The 19401-nt window shown below is 65.6% G+C and carries 14 protein-coding genes; 6 read left to right on the plus strand and 8 right to left on the minus strand.

What is annotated here, in order from left to right:
* Window positions 1–40: 40 nt before the first annotated feature.
* On the minus strand, window positions 41–1126 hold the full coding sequence (locus tag E2481_RS08330; protein WP_136716672.1) for a geranylgeranyl reductase family protein: 1086 nt from the start codon (window positions 1124–1126) through the stop codon (window positions 41–43).
* A 333-nt stretch (window positions 1127–1459) separates the two neighbouring features.
* Here E2481_RS08330 and E2481_RS08335 point away from each other — a divergent pair, with 333 nt between their 5' ends.
* Window positions 1460–1756 carry a UPF0175 family protein gene (locus E2481_RS08335; protein ID WP_136716673.1) on the plus strand — a complete coding sequence of 99 codons (297 nt, stop codon included), beginning with the start codon at window positions 1460–1462 and terminating at the stop codon, window positions 1754–1756.
* Window positions 1753–2334: a DUF3368 domain-containing protein gene (locus tag E2481_RS08340; protein WP_136716674.1), complete on the plus strand. Its 582-nt coding sequence runs from the start codon at window positions 1753–1755 to the stop codon at window positions 2332–2334. Before E2481_RS08335 ends, E2481_RS08340 begins: the two co-directional genes overlap by 4 nt.
* Window positions 2335–2350: 16 nt before the next feature.
* Here the strand turns inward: E2481_RS08340 and uvrA are convergent, their stop codons facing one another.
* On the minus strand, window positions 2351–5347 hold the full coding sequence (gene uvrA / locus E2481_RS08345) for an excinuclease ABC subunit UvrA (RefSeq protein ID WP_136716675.1): 2997 nt from the start codon (window positions 5345–5347) through the stop codon (window positions 2351–2353).
* A gap of 322 nt (window positions 5348–5669) precedes the next feature.
* On the opposite strand from uvrA, the gene E2481_RS08350 reads away from it, so the two are divergent.
* On the plus strand, window positions 5670–6668 hold the full coding sequence (locus E2481_RS08350; protein WP_136716676.1) for an AAA family ATPase: 999 nt from the start codon (window positions 5670–5672) through the stop codon (window positions 6666–6668).
* Window positions 6669–6750: 82 nt separating this feature from the next.
* Here E2481_RS08350 and E2481_RS08355 read toward each other — a convergent pair whose 3' ends face one another.
* The 5 genes from E2481_RS08355 to E2481_RS08375 form a co-directional block, all read right to left on the minus strand.
* The gene (locus tag E2481_RS08355) at window positions 6751–7389 is read right to left on the minus strand and encodes a hypothetical protein (protein ID WP_136716677.1); all 639 of its coding nucleotides are present in this window, start codon (window positions 7387–7389) and stop codon (window positions 6751–6753) included.
* Between the two features lie 54 nt (window positions 7390–7443).
* Window positions 7444–8181 (minus strand): SDR family NAD(P)-dependent oxidoreductase, encoded by a 738-nt coding sequence (locus E2481_RS08360; RefSeq protein ID WP_136716678.1) that lies wholly within the window; start codon window positions 8179–8181, stop codon window positions 7444–7446.
* A 214-nt stretch (window positions 8182–8395) separates the two neighbouring features.
* A complete protein-coding gene (gene acnA / locus E2481_RS08365; RefSeq protein WP_136716679.1) occupies window positions 8396–11110 on the minus strand; it encodes an aconitate hydratase AcnA in 2715 nt (904 codons plus the stop codon).
* Between the two features lie 229 nt (window positions 11111–11339).
* Window positions 11340–13889 (minus strand): efflux RND transporter permease subunit, encoded by a 2550-nt coding sequence (locus E2481_RS08370; protein ID WP_136716680.1) that lies wholly within the window; start codon window positions 13887–13889, stop codon window positions 11340–11342.
* 18 nt (window positions 13890–13907) lie between these two features.
* Window positions 13908–15836, minus strand: a complete 1929-nt coding sequence (locus tag E2481_RS08375; protein ID WP_136716681.1) for a COG1361 S-layer family protein — start codon at window positions 15834–15836, stop codon at window positions 13908–13910.
* A 132-nt stretch (window positions 15837–15968) separates the two neighbouring features.
* Between E2481_RS08375 and E2481_RS08380 the strand changes: the two genes are divergently transcribed.
* Window positions 15969–16583: a TetR/AcrR family transcriptional regulator gene (locus tag E2481_RS08380; RefSeq protein ID WP_250137764.1), complete on the plus strand. Its 615-nt coding sequence runs from the start codon at window positions 15969–15971 to the stop codon at window positions 16581–16583.
* On the opposite strand, the gene E2481_RS08385 is transcribed toward E2481_RS08380, so the two are convergent.
* Complete coding sequence (locus E2481_RS08385) at window positions 16580–16978, minus strand: hypothetical protein (RefSeq protein WP_136716682.1); 399 nt, start codon at window positions 16976–16978, stop codon at window positions 16580–16582. The genes E2481_RS08380 and E2481_RS08385 overlap by 4 nt on opposite strands.
* A gap of 113 nt (window positions 16979–17091) precedes the next feature.
* On the opposite strand from E2481_RS08385, the gene E2481_RS08390 reads away from it, so the two are divergent.
* Window positions 17092–18573, plus strand: a complete 1482-nt coding sequence (locus E2481_RS08390) for an LVIVD repeat-containing protein (RefSeq protein ID WP_136716683.1) — start codon at window positions 17092–17094, stop codon at window positions 18571–18573.
* A 102-nt stretch (window positions 18574–18675) separates the two neighbouring features.
* Window positions 18676–19389 carry a DUF502 domain-containing protein gene (locus E2481_RS08395; protein ID WP_169302403.1) on the plus strand — a complete coding sequence of 238 codons (714 nt, stop codon included), beginning with the start codon at window positions 18676–18678 and terminating at the stop codon, window positions 19387–19389.
* The last annotated feature ends 12 nt before the right edge of the window (window positions 19390–19401 follow it).

A 19401-nucleotide genomic window follows, 5' to 3' on the forward strand; every position in this document is an offset into this window, starting at 1 on the left:
CTCCCGCTCCGGACCGGAACTGCAGCGGACCCCGTTCGAGTCAGGACCGCGACAGCAGCGCCTTCAACTGCTCGGTCGAGAAGACCGTGCTCGGCCGGTCCATGTGGACGCCGATCTCCCCCGAGAGCGCCCGCATTCCCGCTTCCTGCACTGGCCCCGGGAAGGAGTACCCGGCCCTGACGAGGTGCCCGAGTCTGATCTCCGAGCGCAGGTCGTCGCGCCAGGCCCGCTCGTAGTCGCCGAGCGTCCCCGGGTCGGTGGGAGCGATCTCCCGGGCCGCGTGGTCCGCGGCCGTCATCCCGTAGAGGATGCCGCCGCCGGTGAACGGTTTCGTCTGTGCGGCGGCGTCCCCGATCAGGAACGCGCGCCGACCGGTGACGCGCTTCGGTGGGCCAATGGGGATGAGACCCGAACAGCGCCGGGTCGTCTCGACACCGTAGGCGTCGGTGAAAGCCTCGAACGTGGCCCGTACGTCGTCGCCCGGCGGCGTCGCTAGCCCGTATTCGACGCCGGCGTCCCCGCGAGGGATGCGCCAGGCGAAAAAGCGCGGAACGGTCAGGTGCACGTCGACGAAATCGTCGTGGTCGGGGTCGTCGGTGAATCCCAACACGCCGTGTAACAACTCGCCGGGTTCGGGCAGGCCGAGTTCCGACCGGACGCGGGATTGGGGACCGTCACAGCCCGCGACCATCCGTGCCCGATACGTATCGGTTCCGTCCGGTCCCCGGACGGTCACTTCGACGTGATCGCGGCGCTCGGCGACCGAGAGCACGGTGTGTTTCTCCCGGAGGTCCACGCCGGCGTCGCGGGCCGCCTCGGCGAGCGTCCGGTCGAGGCCGACCCGATCGATGACGTTCGAGATCACCTCGTCCTTGTAGAAGGGGTGGGCCTCGCTGTCCGGCCCGCCTCTGTGAAACCGGGCACCGGAGACCTCGTTCTGGAGGAGGTCCTCGCGCGCGCCTGGCGGCGTGAACTCCCAGACGTCCGTACTCACGTGGCCCGAGCAGGCCAGCGGCTCCCCCACCGTTCCTTGCTCGAAGGCGAGGACGTCGTGTCCCCGCTCGGCGGCCCGACGGGCGAACCGCGACCCCGCTGGACCGGCCCCCACCACGACGAAGTCGTACATGTCTCTGGGGTTCGTCTCGGTCGACTAATAGCTTCGTTTCCGGCGACTCTTCCCCGTGCCTCCTCGCCCCGGCGAAGGTTCAAATGGCAGAAGGGGGCCAGTCCGACCCATGCCCTGACCCATCGCCGGCGTGCGGTCCGCGGGAGCGCGACACGCCGCACGCCGACCCCCGCTGTGTCGCCTGTTCGCTACGCGACGACTGCCGATCCGCGGCAGATCTGATCGGGAACGCGGTCCGGCCACGACACGTCCAGTAGCTACCACGACTGTTCGTGAGTAGTCCGCAACCACCCCGTCAGAGGCACTTTGCCGCCACGGACCGCTCCTGTGCTCATGGAACCCGTTGCGACTCGACTGGACGAGGGTGAGGTGACCCTCCTGGACAGACTCGTCGAGATTCGCGGGAGCAGTCGAAACGAGGTCGTCCGCGAGGCAGTCTCCACCTTCGTCCGCGACGAACTGGTCGAGATCGCCCTGGAACGCTATCGAACGGGAGAAGTCGGACTGCGGGGTGCGGCCGAGATCGCCGGCTGCACCATCGGTGAGACGATGGCAGCGGCCAACGACCGGAACGTCCTCTCGAACGCCGACGAAGGGACTCTCGAACGGGACGTCCAGGCCTTGCGATGAGTCGGGCAGACCGGACGGTACTCGTCGACGCCGACGTGTTCATCACGTTCGCGAGAGTCGGTGCCGTGGATGTCCTGCGGTCCGTGCAGGGGACGCTGTGGATGCCGGTCCCAGTCGACCAGGAGATCGTCTCTCGGCCGGCCGCGACCGAACTCGCAAGCGCTATCGATGCCGGCTGGCTCGGAATCGCGGCGCCGCCGCCCGACCAGTACGTACAACACGCGGCGCTACATCTCGGCCGCGACGTCGAACGTGTGACGTACAACGGCGACATCTTCCTGCTCGCACAGGCACTGGCCGTCCCCGGAACGACCGTCGTCACCGACGACAAACCGCTTCGGCGGTGTTGTCGGCGGCTCTCGATCCCCGTCGCCGGGTCGGTCGCGGTTCTGGTACGGGCCGTCGAACGCGGAACGCTCGGGCCCGCACGGGCGACGGCCACGCTGTTCGCGATGGACAAGGTCGGCCCGCGGCTCAGTGCGTCGGTACTCAGGGACGCGGAACGTCTGATCGCCGAGGCCGCAGAGACGCCCCCGGTCGACGAGGCCCCTTCGGACGACGCGCTGGGTGACTCCTAGGCCCGGTGTGAAAGGGTCAGTCGTCGTCCGCGCCGGTGGCTTCCGTCTCCGCATCGGACACGGCGGCCGCGAGTTCCCGGTCGCTGCGCGGCCCCTCCAGTTCGACGGCCGGGAGCAGGTCGCGCAGGTACTCTCCGGTGTAGGAGCCGTCAGTCCGGGCGACTTCCTCGGGCGTCCCCGTCGCGACGACCTCGCCGCCGTTCTCGCCGCCCTCGGGACCGAGGTCGACGACGTGGTCGGCGTTCTTCACGAGGTCGAGTTCGTGTTCGATGACGACCACCGTGTTGCCGTCGTCGGTCAGCCGGTGTAGCACGTCGATGAGTTTGCGCTCGTCCTCGGGGTGGAGCCCAGTCGTCGGCTCGTCGAGCAGGTACAGCGTCTCCCCGGAGTCTTTCTTCCCGAGTTCCTCGGCGAGTTTGACCCGCTGGGCTTCCCCGCCCGACAGCGTCGTCGAGGGCTGGCCCAGGCGCATGTAGCCCAGGCCGACGTCTTTCAGGAGCTTCAGGCGGCGTCGGATCTGGCCGTGGCTCTCGAAGAAGTCGTAGGCCTCGTCGACGCTCATGTCGAGGACGTCCGCGATGGTCTCGCCCTTGAACGTCACGTCGAGCGTCTCGTCGTTGTACCGCGCGCCGCCACAGTCCTCGCAGGGGACCTGCACGTCCGAGAGGAAGTTCATGTCGATCTTGACAGTGCCCTGGCCGCCACAGCCCTCACACCGGCCGCCCTTGACGTTGAAGGAGAACCGACCCTTCTCGTAGCCGCGCTGTTTCGCGAGGCTGGTCTCGGCGAACAGCTCCCGGATGTGGTCGAAGACGTCGGTGTAGGTCGCGGGGTTCGACCGGGGCGTGCGGCCGATGGGCGACTGGTCGATGAGTCGGACCGTCTCGATCTGGTCGAGCCCCTCGATCGTGTCGTGGTCACCGGGGTCGACGGAGGTGTTGTCGTTCATCCCCCGGGCCAGTCCCTTGTAGAGGATGTCGTGCATCAGCGTTGACTTCCCCGAGCCCGAGACGCCCGTGATGGCCGTGAACGCGCCCACCGGCAGGTCCACGTCGAGGTCCTTGAGGTTGTGCTGGCGCGCACCCGTAATGGTGATCGTGCCGTTGGGTTCCCGACGGGTTTCGGGCACGGGAATCACCTTCTCGCCGGAGAGGTAATCACCGGTGACGCTCTCCTCGCAGTCGATCACCTCGTCGAAGTCGCCGTTGACGACGACCTCGCCGCCGCGCTTGCCCGGCCCGGGCCCCATGTCGATGATGGTATCGGCCCGGCGCATCGTCTCCGTGTCGTGTTCGACGACGATGAGGGTGTTTCCGATGTCGCGGAGTTCCTCCAGCGTATTGAGCAGGCGATCGTTGTCCCGCTGGTGGAGCCCGATGGAGGGCTCGTCGAGCACGTAGAGCACCCCCACGAGGCCGGAGCCGATCTGGGTGGCCAGGCGGATGCGCTGGCTCTCCCCCCCGGAGAGCGTCGACGCTTCCCGATCGAGGGTGAGATACTCCAGGCCGACCTCGCACATGAAGCCCAGGCGTGCGCGGATCTCCTTCAGGATCTCCTCGGCGATCTTCGTGTCGCGCTCGTCGAGATGGTCTTCCATCCCCTCGAAGTGCTCTAAGGCGTCGCCGATGGACAGTTCGTTGACCTCGGTGATCGAGGTCCCGTCCACCAGGACGGCCCGGGACTCGGCTTTGAGGCGGGTGCCCTCACAGGCGGGACAGGTGGTGACGGCCATGTACTCCTCGATGTGGTCCCGGGCCCGGTCGCTGTCGGTCTCGACGTACCGGCGTTCGAGGTTCTCGATGACGCCCTCGAACGCTTCAGTCTTCTCGCGGGTGCCGTTCTTCGTCGTCCACTCGAAGTGGACCACATCGTCGGTACCCCAGAGGAACTGCCGTCGAATCTCCTCGTCCAGGTCCTCGAAGGGCGTATCGAGGTCGACCCCGAAGTGGTCGGCGACGTTGTCCAGTTGCCGCGAGTAGTACGTGCGGTTGTAGCTCCAGGGCTCGAAGACGTGTTTCAGCGGCTTCGAGGGGTCCTCGATCACGAGGTCCTCGCTGACCTCCTGGGTCGAGCCGATCCCCTCACACTCGGGACAGGCACCGTGGGGAGAGTTGAAGGAGAAACTGCGCGTCTCGATCTCGGAGATGTCGATACCGCAGTGGGTACACGCCAACTCCTCGGAGAACTCGACGATCAACCGGTCGTCGGCCGCCGCCTCGCCGTCCTCCGCATCCGCCAAGTCGCCGGTCGCCCGGGCGGTCGCTCCACCCAGTTCCAGGTCTTCGGGCGGGTTCGGCAGAATGACTTTCAGGACCCCCTCGCCTCGCTCCAGAGCGGTCTCGACGGAGTCAGTGATGCGCGAGCGGGCGTCCTCGCTGACTTTGACGCGGTCGACGACCACGTCGATCGTGTGGTCGTAGTTCTCGTCTAAGTCGGGCCGGTCCATCGTCAGGTCGTAGGACTCGCCGTCGACCTCGACGCGGCCGTACCCTTCGCTCACGAGGTCGTCGAAGAGGTCCTCGAACGCGCCCTTCTGGTCACGAACGACCGGCGCGGCGAGTTTCGCTTTCGTCCCCTCGGGGAGGTCCAGCACGCGCCGGACCATGTTCTGGGCGCTCTGCTCGCCGACCTCGCGGCCACACTCGGGACAGTGGGGCGTCCCGACGCGCGCGTAGAGCAGTCGCAGGTAGTCGTGGAGTTCCGTCACCGTCCCGACCGTCGATCGGGGGTTGTTCGCGGCGTTTTTCTGGTCGATACTGATCGCGGGCGAGAGCCCTTCGACGTTCTCGACCTGCGGTTTGTCCATCTGGCCCAGGAAGTTCCGGGCGTAGGCCGACAGCGACTCGATGTAGCGGCGCTGGCCCTCGGCGTAGATGGTCTCGAACGCGAGCGAGGACTTCCCCGACCCCGACAGCCCCGTCACGACGGTCAACTCCTCGCGGGGCACCGTCACGTCGACGTCCTTGAGGTTGTGTTCCTCCGCCCCGCGGACCTCGATGTACTCTCTGGTCATCTATGCGCGGTCAAGGGCGGGACCTGTGAAACCCTGTCGGTTCCCCTCGGATCCGTCGGGATACCTGTCAGATATGAGGTGCGTGGAGCGCAGTCTGTATCCGAGACGGCACGGACCCGGCCACTCGTAGTCCGCATCGACCACCCCGAGCGTCCGAACGGTCGTTTTCAGCAGCGATAACGGAAACCGGCAGGAGTGCTGTTCTACCGGTCGGTATCATCGGTGAAAACCCCATCTTATTCCGGTTAACGGCCAGAATCAGTAACTGTAGCCGGCGAACGGTGATGGCTATTTATTGTGTGTGCGGGCGCTATCAGAAACGATGCCTGGAACAGTGTATGCGGTCGCCGGCAGCAAGGGTGGTGTCGGCAAGACGACGACGGCAGCGAACCTGGCGGCCACGCTGCGGGCGACAGGGCGGTCGGTCGTGCTCGTGGACACGGACCTCGCCATGTCCAACCTCAAGGACGTGATCGGGCTGACGGGCGAGGCGACGATTCACGACGTCCTCGCCGGGGAGTGTTCCGTGCAGGACGCCATCATCGAGGAGTCCGAGGACGTGCTTGACACGCCGGGGAAACTCGACGTGTTGCCGGGCGCAACCGAACTCGACGCGTTTGCCACCGCCGAGCCGGAGGCGCTCACCGGGATCGTCGAGGACCTCGCCGACCGGTACGACACCGTCATCCTCGATACGGCCAGCGGAATCACTCGCGAAACCGCGATCCCGATCGCGGCGGCCGACGAGACCATCGTGATGACCACGCCACTCCGGGCTTCGGTTCTGGACGCAGCAAAGACGGTCGAGTTCGTCGAGAGCGTCGGCGGGACCGTCGGCGGGCTCGTGGTGTCCCGTCACGCCCCCGGCCTCGACGACGAAGAGATCGTCGAGCAGGTCGGCGTCGACCGCCTCGCGACCATTCCCGACCTCGACGCCCCCGGCGTCGACCCGCTTCGGCCCTACCGCACGCTCGTCGTTCGACTGCTCATCGGCCGGGACGTGGCCACCGATCCGGCGAACGTCCTCGACATCGACGAGGGCGAGACGCCGCGGATCACCAGCACGCTCGAACCGGTCCCCGAGAGCGCTGCTGGCGGCGACGCACCCGAAGACGTCCCCACCGTCGACGACGTAAACGCGGACTCACCGGATGAAAGCGAGCGAACGGCCGACGAGGACGCCGAACCGGCGTCGGCCGAGTCCGCGGCGACCGGCGACAGTGATGACGAGGACGACGAGGCCATCCCGGTCGAAAGCGAATCCAAGAAGGACGGCACGATCCACCGGTTCGTCAACGCAATCAGCGGGCAGGGGAGCTGAAACGCGCGACCGTCCAGAATTCGCACGTCACCACCTGACCAGCGACACACGGACCGACCGTCGGGCACCCGACTGCGCCGGACTACTCGTTTTCCGCGTTATCGTTCACCAGCGCCGCCTGTGCCGGAATGCTCCCGATCAGTCCGACCACCAGCGGGTAGAGGAGCCCGTAGGTGAGCGTCCCCAGGCGGTCGGGACGAACGATCGCCGTCAGTTCGCCGCCGGTCGGCGGTTCGATCACCTGTGGCTGCGTGAAGACGAAGGTCCCCAGCAGCGCCAACAATAGGTAGCCGATCGTCATCGAAAATGCCGTCAGCACGGCGTAGCCCGCGCTCTGTTCGTCGGGCCGTCTCGCGTACGTGAAGACGATACTGGCTCCGACTATCGCGATGACCGGGATCGCGTAGTAGATCCCCGGAATACCCGCGCCCGCGACTGGGTTCGGGCGGGGGTTGATCATATCGACCGAGCCCCAGACGATCGGGACCATCTGCGAGTTATAGAAGATGTGTCCGACGGTGATGAGCTTCTCCGTCACCGAACCCGCGAGCGCGCCCCGATAGACCAGATACCCGCCGATACCGAGAAACCCGGCCACGAACGCACCAACCCCGGCGAGGAAGCCCCCGGCCCACGAGAACGGGAGAATCCGCTCTACGAGCACGTCGACGGCTCTCTCGGCGATGCCTCCGTCACTGTCGTCCGCGTCTGTTACTGCCACACCGGGAAGCCGACCGGGTATAAAAAAAGCGTTCCGGGGCCTGTTCGAGATCTGTCATACGCGCTCGGGGAGCCACCCGCCCGAAACTTCCACGTTGGCACCGCTGACGTAGTCGCTGTCCGGCGCGAGGAAAAAGAGTAGGGGCTGTATCATGTCCTCGTAACTCGCGGGTCGGCCGCGCGGCAGGTCCTCGGGGAACTCGTCGGAGTTCTCGACGACGTACGGCGAGACGGCGTTGACAGTGATACCGTCGTCGGCGGTGTCGGCCGCGAGCATCCGCGTGAACATCAACACGCCCGTCTTCGCGACGAAGTAGGGGAAGTTCTTCGGGTTCGCCAGAGCCCGGTCGGCGCTGGCGTAGCCCACGTTGACGATGCGGCCGTCTCCCTGCTCGCGCATCCCCGGGAGCGCCCGCTTCGAGCAGAGATAGGTCCCGTTGAGGTTCGTCTCGACGACCGTCTGCCAGGTCTCGAAGGCCATCGACTCCCAGTGTTCGGGCGCGAACGCGCCGACGTTGTTGACCAGCACGTCGACGGCCCCGAGGTCGGCCTCGACGGCGTCGAACAGCGCGTCGACCGCGTCGGGGTCGGTCACGTCCGCCTGGGCCGTCGTCACGTCGACGTCGGCCGCGCGAGCGGCATCCGCGACTTCCTCGGCGGCGTCGTCGCTCGACCGGTAGTGGACGGCCACGTCGGCCCCACAGGCCGCCAGCGCGAGGAGGTACTCCCGGCCGAGGCCCTTTGCGCTCCCAGTCACGAGTGCGGTCCGTCCGGCAAGGTCGGGTGCGAGCATACGCTTGCTTCGGGTCGAACCGGTTTAATCGGGGGTGTCCAGTGCCCCGCACACCTGACGGAGCCAGCCACAGGGGGCACTGGACGGAGACACGTCGAGTTCGGAGCCGGCCGCCCCGGTGGCAGCCGTCACGAGAATATGGGACAGCACGTCCGCACGTCGTGCGCGCCGTCGGCACGGCGAGCGCGACGGGTGTTATGGGTTCGTGCCGCGCTTACTCCTGCGTGAGGAGGCGGCGGAGCACGAGATGGAGGACGCCGCCGTTCTCGATATACTTGACGGCTGCCGGCGTCGACACCTGTGCGGTGACCTCGAACTCCGTCGTCTCGCCGTCGTCGGCTTCGGCGACCACGGTGAGTTCGTCGTTCATCTCCAGGCCGTCGTCGAGGCCCTCGATGGAGAACACTTCGGTGCCGTCGAGGCCGAGTTCCTCCCAGCCCTCGCCCTCGGCGAACTGCAGGGGCAGGACGCCCATGCCCAGCAGGTTGTCGCGGTAGATGCGCTCGTAGCTCTTGGCGATGGTCGCGCGGATGCCCAGCAGGTCGGTCCCCTTGGCGGCCCAGTCACGGCTGGACCCGGTCCCGAACTCCTCGCCGGACATGACGATCAGCGGCGTGTCGTCGTCGCGGTAGCGCTCGCTGGCCTCGAAGACGGTGGTCTCCTCGCCGGTCGGCAGGTGCTTGGCGTAGCCACCCGTCTTCCCGTCGAGCATCTCGTTTTCGATGCGGACGTTCGCGAACGTGCCGCGCATCATGACCTCGTGGTTGCCACGGCGCGAGCCGTACGTGTTGAACTCGTACGGTTCGACGCCGCGCTCCTTGAGCCACTGACCGGCAGGCAGGTCCTCACCGAACGGCCCGGCGGGGCTGATGTGGTCGGTGGTGACCGTGTCGCCAAGCGTCATGAGACAGCGGGCGTTCGCGATGTCCTCGACGCCAGGCTCTTCGAGCGGGAAGTCCTGGAAGAACGGGGGTTCGCGGATGTATGTGGACTCGTCGTCCCAGTCGTAGACCTCGCCGGTCGGCGCGTCGAGTGCTTCCCAGCGCTCGTCGCCCTCGTAGACGGAGGCGTACTTCTCCTCGAACATCTCCGGGGAGACGCTGTTGTGGACCGCGTCGTGGATCTCCTCGGTGTCCGGCCAGATGTCCTCGAGGAAGACCGGCTCGCCGTCGTCGTCGTGGCCGAGCGGTTCCTCCTCGAGGTCGATGTCCATCTTCCCGGCCAAACCATAGGCGACGACCAGCGGCGGGCTGCCGAGGTAGTTCGCTGCGATCTTCGGGTGGATGCGCGCCTCGAAGTTCCGGTTGCCCGAGAGGACGCTCGTCGCCCAGAGGTCGTGCTCGTCGATGGCGTCCTCGATGGGGTCCTGGAGCGGGCCGGAGTTCCCGATACAGGTCGTACAGCCGTAGCCGACGACGTCGTAGCCCAGTTCCTCCATGTAGTCCATCAGCCCGGACTCTTCGAGGTAGGCCGTGACGACGCGGCTCCCGGGTGCGAGGCTCGTCTTCACGTAATCGGGCACGTCGAGGCCTTTCTCGACGGCGTTGCGAGCCAGCAGGCCGGCCGCGAGCATCACCGAGGGGTTCGAGGTGTTCGTACACGAGGTGATGGCGCTGACCAGGACGCTGCCGTGGCCGATCTCGACTTCGGTGCCGTCGTCGAGCGTGACCGGGACCGTCTCGCCGAGTTCGAGGTCGTGTTTGACCTCTGCCGCGCCGTCGGCCTGGACGACGCCCTGCTCTTCGAGCAGGTTCGGGAAGTGTTCGTCGAGGTCGCCCATCGGGATGCGCGAGTGGGGCTTCTTGTGGCCGGCCAGGGACGGCTCCACAGTACTAAGGTCGAAATCGACGGTCTCGGTGAACTCGGGGTCCTGCTCGCCGAACAGGCCCTGTGCGTCGAGGTACTCCTCGACGAGTTCGATGTGGTCCTCGTCGCGACCCGTGAGTTCGAGGTACTCGAGGGTCTTGTCGTCGACCGGGAACATGCTGATGGTCGACCCCTGCTCGGGTGCCATGTTGGCGATGGTCGCGCGGTCGGCGACGGTGAGGTTCTCGACGCCGGGGCCGTAGAACTCGACGAAGCGGTCGACGACGCCGACCTGGCGGAGCTTCTCGGTCAGGTGGAGCACGAGGTCGGTCGCGGTCGCGCCCTCGGGGAGGTCACCCTCCAGCCGGACGCCGACGACTTCCGGCAGGCCCATGGTGATGGGCTGGCCGAGCATCGCGGCCTCGGCCTCGATCCCGCCGACACCCCAGCCGACGACGCCGATGCCGCCGATCATGGGCGTGTGGCTGTCAGTGCCGACGAGCGTGTCGGGGATAAGCCACTGCTCGCCGTCTTCCTCTCGCTCGTGGACGACCCGTCCCAGGTGTTCTAAGTTGACCTGGTGGACGATCCCCGTTCCCGGCGGGACGACCTCGAAGTTGTCGAAGGCCTGTTGTGCCCACTTGATGGAGCGGTAGCGTTCCTCGTTGCGCTCGTACTCGAGTTCGACGTTCTTCTCGTAAGCGTCCTCGTCGCCGAAGTAGTCGACCTGGACGCTGTGGTCGATCACGAGGTCGCAGGGAATCTCGGGTTCGACGAGCGCCGGGTCGCGGTCCTTGCGATCGACGGCCGAGCGCAGCGCCGCCAGGTCGACGACGGCCGGCACGCCGGTCAGGTCCTGCAGGACGACGCGAGACGGCTGGAAGGGCAGTTCGACGTCCGGCACGTCCGGTGCCCAGGAGGCGGCGTTGCGCACGTCCTGTTCGGTGACGTTCTCGCCGTCGATATTTCGGACGACCGATTCCAGCAGCACGCGGATGCTCACCGGGAGCTTGTCGAGTTCACAGAGCCCTTCCTCTTCCAGGGCGGTGAGGTCCGCCATCTTGTAGGTGTCGCCACCGTGTTCGAATTCGCGAATCGCGTCGAACGGATCGTTCGAAACCATACTAGAGCTACCACCCTCCCGATTATTAATCGTCTTATTCTTCCCAGATACTGAGATATGGCAATAATCGCTTTTTCGGAGGTTCTCCAGCCCGTTTGGGAGTTAGCAGCAGGTGTTTCCCTCGACCGGTTCGCTCCCTGCCGGCGTGCACACTCACGAAGGGTTTGCAGCGCCGATCGTGCCAGGTGTGGCGGGTGACGGGAGTGAGTGACCCCGGCGAAAAAGGTGGTCAGTCGTCGCCGTCAGCGTCCGGTTCGGGGCCGGGCACCGAGGTCGCGGGTTCGGGCCCCAGTTCGGGCGAACCGGTGTGTCGGCGCTGTCCGATGCTGTGGGGCGCCCATCGGTCCCAGAGCGCCAGCACGGCGGGGAGGACGAACACCGACGTGAGGAACGCGTAGACGATGCTGATGGCGGTCAGAATGCCGAACTGACCGATGGCGGGGAACAGCGCCAGCGCGAGGACGCCGATGCCGAAGACGGTGGTGAACATGCTGCCCATCAGCGCGCCGCCGGTCCCGCGGACCGTGCGGTCGAGCGCGGGGATCAGTGGCCGCTCCTTGCGCTCGTCGGCGAAGCGGTGGACGACGTGGACGGAGTAGTCGATCCCCAGGCCGATGGTGATCGCCAGCATCGTCGCGGTGATGGAGTTGAAGGGGATGCTCAGGAACCGCATGGTCGCGGCCAGCAGGGTCACCGTCACCACGATGGGGATGACGTTCGCGATGCCCAGCGTCGCCTCGCCCTCCAGCACCCAGTAGATGAACAGGAGGAACAGCGTCGCGCCCGCCAGGGCGACCGCGAGGCTCGTGATCGCCGACTCGAAGATCACGCCCGAGACCGCCTGGAAGACGACGATCTCGCCGGTCGCGATGGCCGTATACCGGAAGCGGTCCGCCACCGCGCGCGTGTCGTCGGTGACCTCCTGCTGGGTCGCGTCGGACTCGACCGTGTAGACGACGCGGGCGCTCCGCCGGTCCTCGGTCATGTACTGCAGCGCCTGGTCCCGGGCCGACGAGGAGAGCAGGGTGTCGTAGACTTCACCCAGGTTGTCGTCGGGGACGCCGTCGTCGTCGCGGTCGTTGCGGTCGACGAGCGCGGCGAACTCCTCGTCGCGCTCGGCGTGGTCCTGAATAACCGTGACGATGCTCGTGCTGTCGGCCCGCCGCCCCTCGTCGGTGACGAAGCTGTCGGGCGGGTTCTTCCCGGCCGAGTGGATCTGTTCTAGGGCCGTGTCCTTCGTCATCGCCCCCTCGACGTAGACGGTGGCGGAGTCGCTCTGGGTCGAGGCGAACTTGTCCTCGAGGAAGTTCGTCTGGGAGGTGACGCTGTACTCGTGTGGTTTGAACGGTTCGGGCAACTCCATCATCCAGTCGGGGTTCTCCTCGGGCGGCAGGAAGTCCTCCTGCTCGAAGGAGGTGCTGACGCCGGTCGCGTAGTAGCCGGCCCCGACACTGCCGACCAGCACGAGGACGAGGAAGATCGCCGGGGCTCGGTCAGCGACGATGACGCCACCCCTGAGGACGCGGCTGAACGCCGACCCCTCCGAGCCCAGCGGCGTCTCGCTCATCTGCGGGATCGGGTAGCGCTCGCGCAACCGGTCGATGTACACCTTCGCCGCGGGCAGGAAGACGCCGAAGATGAGGAACGTGAAGACGATCCCGATCGAGGCGACCACGCCGAAGTCCTTGATCGGCCCGAGCTGGCTCGTGAGGTTTGCGGCGAAGCCGATGACGGTCGTCCCGGTGACGATGAAAAAGGCCACCAGCAACTGGTCGGTCGTGATCCGCATCGAGGTCTCGACGTCTTTCCCCAGGACCCGCTCCTCGCGGTAGCGGTTGATGGCGTGGATACCGAAGTCGATGCCGACCGCCAGCAACAGCGGCGGCACCGCGATGAGCATCTGGCTGAACGGGATGCCGGCCAGACCCATGAACCCGAAGGTCCAGATAATCCCCATCGCCAGCGAGACGACGCCGAGCAACAGGTCGACGAGGTCCCGGTAGGCGATCACCAGGAAGAAGGTGATGAAGATCACCGCCGCGGGAACGACGATCAACAGCGAGTCGGTGATGACGTTCGTGAACTCGCTGGCGATGATCCCCGAGCCGAAGACGTCGATGCCGTTCCCGCTATCGGAGGACTCGACGATGAACTGGGACTGCTCCTGGAGCGGTGTCAGCGGACTGGAGCCGCCCTGCCCGGAGCTCTGGGAGATGCCGGCCGGCACGTCGTGGGTGACCAACCCGATCGTCGCCGTCGCGGAGGCCGACCGACGGTTGAAATCGGTACTCACGAGCGTCGAAAACCGCGGGTTCTCCTCGGCCGCGCGAGACACTGCCGCTTCGATCTGTGACGGGGTCGCTCCCTCGACGGCGTCGATCTGCGCGTCGGTCGTCGTCGCGGTCGGATCCAGCTGCCGGGCGACGATGCCCGCGGCGCTCGACGTCGAGGAGACGCGCAGTCCGTTCTGGTCTTCGAGCTGTTCCTGGGTCCGAAGCATCCGCAACAGGGACGGCTTCGAGAGGACGTTCTGGTCAGACTGAATGAGCTGCGTGTTCCCGCTGTCGGTCGCGAACGGGTCCTCGAAGTCGTCGTTGACGGCGGAAAAGGCCTCCTCCGCGGGGAGTCCGGTCGTGAACTGGGAGGTCCCGGCAGAGGTGCCGACGCTCCCCAATCCCATCCCGAAGACGACGGTCAGGACGAGGAACGCGAGGATGATCCGGCCCGGTCGCTCGACGATGGTCTCGTCGACGCGGTCGATGATGCGCTGGTAATCCATAGATGGGGAAATTCGGGGTTACCGGAACCGCATGTAGCCGCCGATGCCGACGACTGCCGCGACACCGAGTCCGACCAGTATCAGCGGGAAGCCGCCGCCACTGCCCTCCTTCTCGGTGACGGTCACCGGCACCCGGTAGGAGTCCGAGACGAGCGTGTCACCGTCCTCGTCGTCGTACTGGAAGTCCATCGACACGGGGTAGGCCTTCGGGCTCGCGCCGCTGGCCGAGACGGTGAAGCTGATGTTCTTGGTTTCACCGGGCTCTAGCTCGGCGATGAAGGCGTCGGAGTCGCTGGCCGAGATCGGGCTGTCGGCGAACAGCTTCGCCGAGATGTCCGTCAGCGTCTCGTTGGCCGTGTTCGTCACCGCGACTTCGAGGTCGGTGCTCCCGCCGTTCGTGAGATTGCCCTTCCGTACGTCCACGTCGAAGGTGCTGGACTTATCGCCGACCTGCTGGCGGGTCACGAGCGAGTCGCCCTGGCGGGTCTCGTCCTCGGTGTTGCGGTACTCGGTGGTAAAGGAGAACTGTCGCGGCCCGGACGCCGCACCGTCGCTGATCTCGACGGCGAAGTCGAAGTCGGCGGACTCACCGGGCTGGAGGGTCCCAACCGAATACTCCCGCTCGGTGGGGTTGACGTTCTCGTTCTCGGTCGCGAAGCGCACGACGACGTCGCGGGCGGTCGTCTCGCCGTCGTTGGTGATCGTCCCGCGCAGCGTCCGTTCCTCGCCCACGCGGAGGTCGCTCGAGACGTTACTGAGCGAGAACTCCATCTCGGGGAGCGGCGTCACGCCCAGCGAGACGGGCCGGGAGGTTCCCGAGTCGTCGTTTTCGTCGTCGAAGGCGACGCTGGATTCCAGGGCGTAACTGCGCGTGTCCGCGCCCTCCGTGGCCGTGGCGTCGAACTCGACGGTTCTGGTCTCGCCGGCCGCCCAGTCGCCGACGAACCGGCTGGCCGAACTGGACTCGCCGAAGACGATGTCGGAGCTTCTGCTTTCCAAGTTGACCGTCGCGTCGTTGACGTCGATAGCCCCGTCGTTACGCATCGTCACCGCGACGGTGCCGGTGTCGCCCACCGCCACGTCGCTCTCGGTCTCAAGCACGCTGAAGCGCTGTTCGGTCAGCGGCGTCACACCGAGCGTGAGAGGGTTCGATTCGTATCCCACGCCGTCGCTGTCCTCGAAGTTCGCGGTCGCCGTGAAGGCGTAGCTCTGTTCTTTCGCGCTGCTCGAGGCGAGGACCTGGTACTCGACCGTTCTGGTCTCGCCGGGTTCCCAGTTGCCGACGTAGCGCGTCGACGTGGTCGCGCCGTTGCCGAAGGTGAGGTCGCCGTTCGGGGAGGCGAGTTCGACCGTCGTGTCGCTGGCCGCCTCGGTCCCGGTGTTCTCCATGGTCACCTCGGCCGTCCCCGAGGCGCCGACTCGCACGTCGGTCTCGGTGTCGACGACCTCGAAGTTCGCCCTGTCGTCGACGACGACTTCCACGTCGTAGCGCTCTGTTTCGGTCTTCTCGTTTCTCGTGCCCTCCGTCTCGCTGATCGAGGACGTGTACTTGTACTCGACGACGGCCTCCATCTCGTAGGTGCCCGGCTCGGCGTCCTCGTCGACGGAGATGTCGAATCCGAAGGGTGCCGACTGTCCCTGCGGGAGCTGGCCGGTGGTCTGGGAGCCACTGCGGACCGAGATCGGCGCGCCGTCGGACTCAAGTTCCACCTCGACCCCGCGTGCGGTCGTGACCTCGCTGTTCAGGCTCGGGTTCGTCGACGAGCCCGATTCGAGGTTCCCGGTGTTCGTCAGTTTGACAGTTAGCTCAGTGTCCTCCCCCGGCGTCAGCCTGTCGTTCGGAACGGACGCGTCGATGTCCGGACTCCCGTTTACCGACGCCAGCACTGGCGTCGGAACGAGCAGCGATGCAACGACCAACAGGACGGCGATCTGTGTACCCCTCATGATTCTGATTGAATATTCATTCAGCCGCTTGTTCTGATTGAATGTTCATTCAACACTAAAAGCTTTCCACTTGCCGACAGGGTCAGGGCCGATACGAAGACTTATTTAATGGTGATTGAATATTCAGTCAACATGGCCTCTCCGATGGAGTTGTTCGACGAGGAGCCAGGGAGTACTCGCGAGGCCATCATGCAGGCGACGTACGCGGCGCTCGCGAAACACGGGTACGCGGACCTGACGATCCAGCGCATCAGCGACGAGTTCGACAAGAGCAAGTCGCTGCTCTACCACCACTACGAGAGCAAGGACGCGCTGCTCGTGGATTTCATGGGGTTCATGCTCGAACGGATCGAGGACACCATCCCCATCGAACAGCAGGAAAACGCCTACGAACAGCTCGTGTTGGTGTTCGACCAGGTCTTCGACGAGTTGTTCGCCGAACCCGACTTCTTGCGCGCGCTGCTGGAACTGCGGACCCAGGCCGCCACCGACGAGACCTACCGCCAGGAGTTCAGCGACAACGAGGCGTACATCAGAGCCAGGCTCGCCGACATCATCCGGGCCGGCATCGAGGAAGGGACCTTCCGCGAGGTCGACCCCGCCCGAACCGCCGAGTTGATTCTGACGCTCATCGACGGGGCCGTGCTTCGCCAGGCGACCATCGACGACATCGACATCGATCTGATTCGTGACGAGTTGGTCAACTACGCCCGACTCCGACTGCTGACCGACGAGGCCGACGTTTAGTCCCGTCTGGCCCGGCGTTTCCACGCCCCTTCCTGAGCGCGCTCGGCGACGTGGCGCTGCCCGTCGGCGACCCGCTCGCGCGTTTCTGCCTCGAAGGCCCTGATGTCGTCCAGGAACTCCGCCTGGAAACTCTCCAGCACGTCGTAGGACCAGCGGTCGTCGTCGATGACGCCCCGCGGCAGGTACTCGTCCCGGAGCGCGTCCGCCAGGTCGTCGAAGCCACAGTCCCGGAGCAGGCCCTCGGCCTCGGCCAGGTGATCCATGGCGTGGCCGGTGTTGTGGTGGAACTCGACCAGGTGGCCGTGGGCGCGGTGCAACCACTCCAGGCCGAGTTCGACCTGGTGGAGCGCCTCGCGTTCACCCTCGCTTATGGCTGTCTCCTCGTCGCTGGACATGAGTTATGCTAGCGTTCCACGAGGCTTGAACCTGGCGCGGCCACGCCGGCAGCCCGGGCCGTCGGAGTCGGGGGAACCACAACCCATAGGTGCGCGACGACGGAACGGAACGTATGCGACGCCGCCAGTTCCTGTCCGCGACCGCCGGCCTATCGCTCTCCGCTGGGGTCGCCCTCGGTGCCCCCGCCAGCCGCGCTCGACAGCAATCCGGCGATGTCCCCTTCGAACCGGTCGGGACGGTCGCCGTCGACGGCATCAAGGAAGCCGTCGTCGACCCCGACGGGACCACCGTCTACGCCGCCGTCAGCGACGGGTTCGCCACCCTCGACGTCTCCGACCCGGCGAACCCGACCCTACTCGCCGAGCGTAGCGGCCTGCTCGCCGACCGCGAGAACGGCCCCATTCAGCAGATCTACGACGTCAAAGTCGACGGCGACCGACTGGTAGTCGTCGGGCCGGCCAACCCGAAACAGGACGCGCTCAACGCGGCCGTGTTCTACGACGTCTCCGACCCCGCCGCGCCACAGCAGCTGGGCGTCTACGAGACGGACTACCCCATCCACAACTGCGACTTCGCGGACGGCATCGCCTATCTGACCGGCAATCGTCGGGCCCGAAACGACCTGGAGCTGATCGCCGATCCCAGCGACCCGCGCTCGGTCGGCTCCTGGTCCATCGTCGATCACAACGAGCGATGGGCGGACGTGTATCCCGGCCTGCGAACCCTCCACGACGTCTACGTCCAGGACGGCCGCGCGTATCTCGCTCACTGGGACGCCGGGACCTGGATCGTCGACGTGTCCCAACCGTCGTCTCCGACGCTCGTCTCTCGGGTTCGCGGCCGATCGGCCGATGAACTCGCGTCGTACGGCCGGACGCAGGGCGCGCTCGAATCCATCAGACCCCCGGGCAACGACCACTACGTCGCCGTCGACGACGACGCGTCGGTACTGGGGATCGGCATGGAGTCGTGGGCGTACAGAAACCAGGGTGGCCCGAGCGGCATCGAACTCTGGGACATCTCGGACCCGAACAACCCCAGTCGGCGCTCGACCATCGACCCGCCGCCGACGTCGAACCCGAACTATCGGGGCGAGTGGACCACCTCGCACAACTTCGAGTTCGTCGACGACCGCCTCTACACCTCGTGGTACCGGGGCGGCGTCAAGGTGTTCGACGTGAGCGATCCTGACTCACCCACGGAGATCGCCGCGTGGCGCGACTCCGAGACGACGAGTTTCTGGACCGCGCAGGTGGCGGGCGACGCCGTCGTGGCGTCGAGCGGCATCGACCGCAACCAGGAGACCACCATCCCCGACCGACTCGTCACGTTCCCGGTCCCTGGAGCCGACGTCGACGTGCCGACCGAGACGCCGGCACTGGGGACAGGGACCAGAACCGACACGGGGACGGCCAAAGGGGCGGACACGAACACGGACGGTGAGACAGAGGCGAGTCCGACCGACCGCACGGAATCGGCGGCAAACGAAACGGCCGAAACGACGACGTCGGACGCCAGCGGTCCCGGGTTCGGCGTCCTCGCCGCGCTCGCGGGAGTCGGGGTCGGTGCCTGGAACGGCTACAGAAAGCGCTAGTGGGGCTTCAGATCTGAACTCCCATATTTATTCTAGAAACTGATATTTGAAGGGGCAGTAGCTCTGCGTAAGTTTTTGGGTACCACCGCTGATATCTCTCTTGTGGAACAAGATAGTGAAACGTACGGAAACCTGAGGCTAAGCATCCGGGACTATCTTCGCAAATCGGTCATCACCGGAACCGCTATTGTTCTTCCTGTTTTGATAACTGCCGTATTGTTTTTATTTATTGTCAATTTTCTCTCACAGCTGTTGAATCCACTGGTTATCCCGATTCAGGAGGGGCCAGGGGATACATCCCCTTTTGTATCAAAACTCATAGCGATTGTCGTGCTGTTCGGCATCATCTTTTTTGTCGGCGCATTTACCGAATCTCGTGTCGGTGGTGACCGACTGAAACGGAACTTGGACGCCACTATGGCACAGATTCCTGGTATTCGATCTATCTACAGCCCGCTGGATCAGATCAGTACGATGTTGCTCGAAGGTGATACCCAGAATTTCCAGGACGTGCTCCTCGTGGAGTATCCGAAAGAGGGATCGTATTCGGTTGCATTCCAGACATCAACCCCTCCAGAGATGATCGAACAAACAACGGAGGAGGACGATATGCTCACTGTTTTCCTACCGATGGGTCCGAACCCATTCATGGGTGGATTTATTCTCCACATGTCCGAGGACGAAGTCTATCCGCTTGACCTCTCCGTCGAGGAGGGGGTTTCGTCGATCATTTCCTTCGGCGTCGCAGTCGAGATCGACGACCATCCGCCTGATGTCCCCATCGACCTGGATAAAGTGACAAAAGACGACGCATAAGGAGTTGTAAAA

The organism is Halorientalis salina (genome assembly GCF_005049285.1).
Taxonomy (GTDB): Archaea; Halobacteriota; Halobacteria; order Halobacteriales; family Haloarculaceae; genus Halorientalis; species Halorientalis salina.

Bases quoted from the DNA above. Each gene is read 5' to 3' on its own strand.
- E2481_RS08330 (WP_136716672.1), bottom strand. From the start codon at position 1,126: ATGTACGACTTCGTCGTGGTGGGGGCCGGTCCAGCGGGGTCGCGGTTC.
- E2481_RS08335 (WP_136716673.1), top strand. From the start codon at position 1,460: ATGGAACCCGTTGCGACTCGACTGGACGAGGGTGAGGTGACCCTCCTG.
- E2481_RS08340 (WP_136716674.1), top strand. From the start codon at position 1,753: ATGAGTCGGGCAGACCGGACGGTACTCGTCGACGCCGACGTGTTCATC.
- uvrA (WP_136716675.1), bottom strand. From the start codon at position 5,347: ATGACCAGAGAGTACATCGAGGTCCGCGGGGCGGAGGAACACAACCTC.
- E2481_RS08350 (WP_136716676.1), top strand. From the start codon at position 5,670: ATGCCTGGAACAGTGTATGCGGTCGCCGGCAGCAAGGGTGGTGTCGGC.
- E2481_RS08360 (WP_136716678.1), bottom strand. From the start codon at position 8,181: ATGCTCGCACCCGACCTTGCCGGACGGACCGCACTCGTGACTGGGAGC.
- acnA (WP_136716679.1), bottom strand. From the start codon at position 11,110: ATGGTTTCGAACGATCCGTTCGACGCGATTCGCGAATTCGAACACGGT.
- E2481_RS08370 (WP_136716680.1), bottom strand. From the start codon at position 13,889: ATGGATTACCAGCGCATCATCGACCGCGTCGACGAGACCATCGTCGAG.
- E2481_RS08375 (WP_136716681.1), bottom strand. From the start codon at position 15,836: ATGAGGGGTACACAGATCGCCGTCCTGTTGGTCGTTGCATCGCTGCTC.
- E2481_RS08380 (WP_250137764.1), top strand. From the start codon at position 15,969: ATGGCCTCTCCGATGGAGTTGTTCGACGAGGAGCCAGGGAGTACTCGC.
- E2481_RS08385 (WP_136716682.1), bottom strand. From the start codon at position 16,978: ATGTCCAGCGACGAGGAGACAGCCATAAGCGAGGGTGAACGCGAGGCG.
- E2481_RS08390 (WP_136716683.1), top strand. From the start codon at position 17,092: ATGCGACGCCGCCAGTTCCTGTCCGCGACCGCCGGCCTATCGCTCTCC.